Annotated in this window: 5 protein-coding genes; all 5 read left to right on the forward strand. The window is 68.0% G+C overall.

Going from position 1 to position 5,007, the window contains the following annotated elements:
• On the forward strand, nucleotides 1-1,162 hold a 1,162-nt coding region (gene mycP / locus AWC18_RS19625; RefSeq protein WP_085139828.1), incomplete at its 5' end, for a type VII secretion-associated serine protease mycosin.
• On the forward strand, nucleotides 1,159-2,325 hold the full coding sequence (gene eccE, locus AWC18_RS19630; protein ID WP_085139826.1) for a type VII secretion protein EccE: 1,167 nt from the start codon (nucleotides 1,159-1,161) through the stop codon (nucleotides 2,323-2,325). The genes mycP and eccE, both read left to right, overlap by 4 nt.
• A gap of 32 nt (nucleotides 2,326-2,357) precedes the next feature.
• Complete coding sequence (gene eccA, locus AWC18_RS19635; protein ID WP_109560148.1) at nucleotides 2,358-4,148, forward strand: type VII secretion AAA-ATPase EccA; 1,791 nt, start codon at nucleotides 2,358-2,360, stop codon at nucleotides 4,146-4,148.
• Nucleotides 4,149-4,502: 354 nt separating this feature from the next.
• Entirely contained in the window at nucleotides 4,503-4,802 is a 300-nt protein-coding gene (locus tag AWC18_RS19640) for a PE family protein (RefSeq protein ID WP_064999354.1), read from the forward strand.
• A gap of 47 nt (nucleotides 4,803-4,849) precedes the next feature.
• The coding region (locus tag AWC18_RS19645) for a WXG100 family type VII secretion target (protein WP_208858390.1) at nucleotides 4,850-5,007 on the forward strand (158 nt) is incomplete at its 3' end.

Below are 5,007 nucleotides of genomic sequence, written 5' to 3' on the forward strand. Positions count from 1 at the left end.
CCCTGCGGCGGCGCCGCCACCGCCCCCACCGGCGCCGCCGCAGGGACCGGCTCCGGGACCGGCGCCCGGACCCGGCGCGGCAGAGTCGTCGGCGCACACCGGTGCGAGCTCAGGTGTGGTGCGGACCGCCGGTTTCTCCGGGCAGGCCCGGACCGCTCCGGTCGACTTCCGGGCCCCGAGCGCCCCGCCGCCCGGCAACGGACCGGATGCCTTCAGTGGTGTGGCACCGGACGTGCAGCTGATCTCCATTCGGCAGTACAGCGCGGCCTTCGGCCCCAAGGAGCCGTTCGGCGCCGGCCAGGACCCGCAGTTGCGGGAGAAGACCGAGGGCATGCGGACCATGGCGCGAGCGATCGTGCACGCCGCCAACATGGGTGCGCAGGTCATCAACATCTCCTCGGCCGTCTGCATGAATGTGCGGAGCATGCTCGATCAGGCAGATCTGGGTGCAGCGGTGCGCTACGCCGCGGTGGAGAAGAACGTGGTGATCGTCGCCGCCGCCGGTGACGTCAGCTGGCGCGACTGCAAGCAGAACCCCACCTACAACGCGATGCGCCCGGACGACCCGCGGGACTGGAACGGCGTCAACACGGTGGTGACACCAGCCTGGTACGACGAATACGTGCTGACCGTCGGCGCGGTCGACTCGCAGGGCCGACCGATGAGCAAGACGAGTGTGGCCGGCCCCTGGGTTTCGATCGCCGCGCCCGGCACCGACATCGAGGGCCTCTCGCCTCGCGATGACGGGCTGATGAACGCCGTCGATGGCCCGGAGAACTCGCTGCTGGTCCCGACCGGCACCAGCTTCTCCACCGCGATCGTCTCCGGTGTGGCGGCCCTGGTACGGGCCAAGTACCCGGAACTGTCGGCGCACCAGGTGATCAATAGGCTGGTCCGCACGGCCCGGCCACCGGCGCGCGGGGTCGACAATGTGGTCGGCTATGGCATCGTTGACCCGGTCGCGGCACTGACCTGGGACGTCCCCGACGTTCCGGCACAGCCGCCGGAGCGGCTGTCGGCACCGCTGGAGGTGCCGCCGATGCCGCCCGAGCGCGACATGACGCCGGCCTGGGTGGCCGGAGCCGGGCTGCTGGCGGCGCTTGCCGCGGCCGGCGTGGCATTGGGAGTGGCAGCACTGCGACGATCATCAAGGAACCGATGAAGGCACAGCACGCATTAGGTCTGAACCTGTCTTGGACACGGGTCACCGCCGTCTTTCTGATCGACGTGGGGATCCTGGTCCTCGCCGGTCGCTGGCCCGGTGACCCCAAGGTCGCTGACTACGTTTGGTGGACGGGCGTCGGCCTGGCCGTGGTGGTGGCGCTCATCGCGCTGCTCACCTACCGGCGGGTGCCGATCAGCACGATCTGGGGTGCCTGGGTGGCCGACCAGTTCACCGACCCGGACGCGGCTCTGCACCGCGGCCGTGGCACCGCCATCGATCATCACCGCAAGTTCGGGCGGGAGCCGGTCGGGGTCCGCGAACACGAGGGCCGCTTGGTGTCGGTCATCGCCGTGGGTGGGCGAGCCGCGCCGGTGACCGGCCGGCACGGCCGCACCGCCGAGGCGACCCTGCCGGTGGAGCGCCTGGCCGCCGGACTGCGCCAGTTCGACGTGCGACTGGACAGCATCGATGTGGTCTCGGTGGGAACCCGTAAGGATCCCCGGCCCGCCGACGACCCCGACGTCGAAGAGAACCCGTCGATGCCCGACCGCCGCCAGACCTGGGTGGTGCTGCGCATGGACCCGCAACGCAACGTCAACGCCGTCGCCACCCGCGACTCGCTGGCTGCCACCCTGGCCGCCGCCACCGAGCGCCTGGCCGAGGAGATCGCCGGTCGTTCGCTCAGCGCCCAGGTGCTGCGCGCCGACGAGTTCGACGCCGTCGATGAGGCGGTGCTCGCGGGTCTGGAGGCGACCCAATTGCGGCACCGGCTGTTCCGCAAACGGCCGGAGGGCCATATCACCAGCTACTGGGTGTCGCCGGGTGACATCGATCCGGAGAATCTGGAACACCTCTGGTACCCGGAGAGCGATGCGACAGTGGTGACGGTGCGGCTGTCCCGCGGTGGCAGCCGAACCAGCGAGATCTCGGTGATCGCCCGCTACCACACTGCCGACAAGCCCGGCCAGAACCTGCGGTCGGCGCTGAATCGCTTCGTGGGCCGGCGTCAGCTGGAAGCCGTCTGCGCCAGCCTGCCTGCGCCCACCGCCCACCGGCGGATGTCGGTGCCGGGCCGCGACCTGCTCGACGGCGAGCAACTGCCGCTGTCGGTCGACGTGATCGAGGAGTACAAGCCTGCAGCAGCTGGAGCGCGCGGGTGACCGGACCGGCGACTAGCGACGCCCGCAACGCGATGGTTGCGGGCTTGCTGGCCTCCGGGATCTCGGTCAACGGCTTGCAGCCCAGCCACAATCCGCAGGTCGCGCTGCAGATGTTCACCACCGCCAGCGCGATCGACCCCACCATGTGCGACGCCTGGCTGGCCCGCGTGCTGGCCGGGGACGCCGATCTCGAGGTGCTGGCGAACGCCTGGTCGACGGTGCGCACGTTCGGCTGGGAGATCCGCCGACTCGGCCTGTCCGACCTGGAGTTCCGTCCGGAGGTTTCGGACGGGATGTTCCTGCGGGTGCTGATCACCAGTCCGGAGTCGCTGGCCGCTGCCTACGCCGCGGCGCTGGCCGAGGCCAAGCGTTACGAGGAGGCGGCCAAGCTGCTCGATGAGATCGAGCCGCGGAACCCCTTCGAGGCCGAACTGGTCAGCTACATCCGCGGACTGCTGTACTTCCGGACCGGCCGCTGGCCCGATGTGCTCCAGCAGTTCCCCGCGTCGGCGCCCTGGCGCCAACCCGAGCTCAAGGTGGCCGCGGCGGCGATGGCCACCTCCGCGCTGGCTTCACTGGGGGTGTTCGAGGAGGCGACTCGACGTGCTCAGGAGGCGATCGAGAGCGACCTCTTGCCGGCCGCGGCCAACGTCGCGCTCTACACCCAGGGCATGTGTCTGCGGCATCTCGGCCGTGAGGACGAGGCCGTTGAGCTGCTGCGCCGGGTCTACTCGCGGGACTCGAAATTCACGCCTGCGCGTGAGGCGATCGACAATCCCGACTTTCGGCTGGTGCTGACCGACCCGGAGACCATCGAGGCCCGCACCGACCCGTGGGACCCCGACAGCGCACCCACGCGTGAGCAGGCCGAAGCCGATCGGCATGCCGAGGAGGCCGCCCGCTATCTGGCCGAGGGCGACGCGGAGTTGGCCGCCATGCTCGGTATGGAGCAGGCCAAGCGCGAGATCAAATTGATCAAGGCGACCACCAAGGTGAATCTGGCGCGCGCCAAGATGGGACTGCCGGTTCCGGTGACGTCGAGGCACACGCTGCTGCTCGGTCCTCCCGGCACCGGCAAGACCTCGGTGGCGCGCGCCTTCACCAAGCAGCTGTGCGGCCTGACCGTGCTGCGCAAGCCGCTGGTGGTGGAGACCAACCGGTCCAAGCTGCTGGGCCGCTACATGGCAGATGCCGAGAAGAACACCGAAGAGCTGCTCGAAGGCGCGCTGGGCGGTGCGGTCTTCTTCGATGAGATGCACACCCTGCACGAACGCGGTTACAGCCAGGGCGACGCCTACGGCAACGCGATCATCAACACCCTGCTGCTCTACATGGAGAATCACCGCGACGAGCTGGTGGTTTTCGGCGCCGGCTACGCCAATGCCATGGAGAAGATGCTCGAGGTGAACCAGGGCCTGCGGCGCCGGTTCTCGACGGTGATCGAGTTCTACAGCTACACCCCGCCGGAGTTGGTGGAACTCACCAAGATGATGGGCGCCGAGAACGAGGACGTGATCAGCGACGAGGCGGCGGCAGGACTGCTGCCGCACTACACCCGGTTCTACGCCGACGAGAGTTACTCCGAAGACGGTGACCTGATCCGCGGCATCGACGTGCTGGGTAACGCCGGCTTCGTTCGCAACGTCGTGGAGAAGGCACGCGACCACCGGAGTTTCCGTCTCGATGATTCTGAACTTGACGCGGTGCTCGCCGGTGATGTAACGGATTTCACCGAGGAATGGCTGCTCAAGTTCAAAGAGCTGACCAGCGAGGACCTCGCCGAAGGACTCAGTGCGGCGGTTGCCGAGAAGAAGTCCTCCTGACCTGATTCTCCTGCCCTAACAGCCGGCATACAGGCAATTCACAGCGTCGCGACTGGTTGTCCGGGTTGACGCTCTGAGGTACCGATGCCACCATTGCGCAGGTAAGGGGGCGGCGCGTTGCTCGCCCCAGTCAGTATCTGTCGGTGTCAGGAGGTGAGGACGAAAGTTGTGTCCCGGCGATAATGCCCGCCCGGAATCGGCGACTGTTTGGTCCCGATCCCGCTCCGGCACCGTTTCCAGTACTTGATACCAGTTTGCGTTGATCACGCTCCGCTACGACGTCGTCACGGAGCAACTGTCCGGCGCAGCCGGTGAGCGTTGGCCCCCGAGCCGACAATCTTGGAGGAGAACCCCATGTCTTTTGTGAACACCCAGCCCGAGGCGCTGACCGCGGCCGCGAGCAACCTGGCTGCCATCGGCTCGTCGCTCAGCGCGCAGAACGCCGCCGCGGCGGCGCCGACCACCGGTGTGGTGCCGGCCGCGGCTGACGAGGTTTCGGCGCTGACCGCTGCGCAGTTCGCCGCGCACGCCAACATGTACCAGGCCATCAGCGCCCAGGCGGATGCAATCCACCAGGCGTTCGTCGCGACCCTGAACGCCAGCGCCAACACCTACGCCGAGACCGAGGCCGCGAACGCCGCAGCGGCTGGATAGTCCCAAATACCGTTAATACCCAACGACTTTCAAGAAGGAGAGAAATCATGGCAAGTCGTTTTATGACCGACCCGGACGCGATGCGTGCGATGGCGGGCCGTTTCGATGTGCACGCTCAGACGGTCGAGGACGAGGCTCGTCGGATGTGGGCGTCGTCGACCAACATCTCCGGTGCCGGCTGGGGTGGTCTGGCGGAGCGGACCTC

It is taken from the genome of Mycolicibacter nonchromogenicus (genome assembly GCF_002101775.1).
Taxonomy (GTDB): Bacteria; Actinomycetota; Actinomycetes; order Mycobacteriales; family Mycobacteriaceae; genus Mycobacterium; species Mycobacterium nonchromogenicum.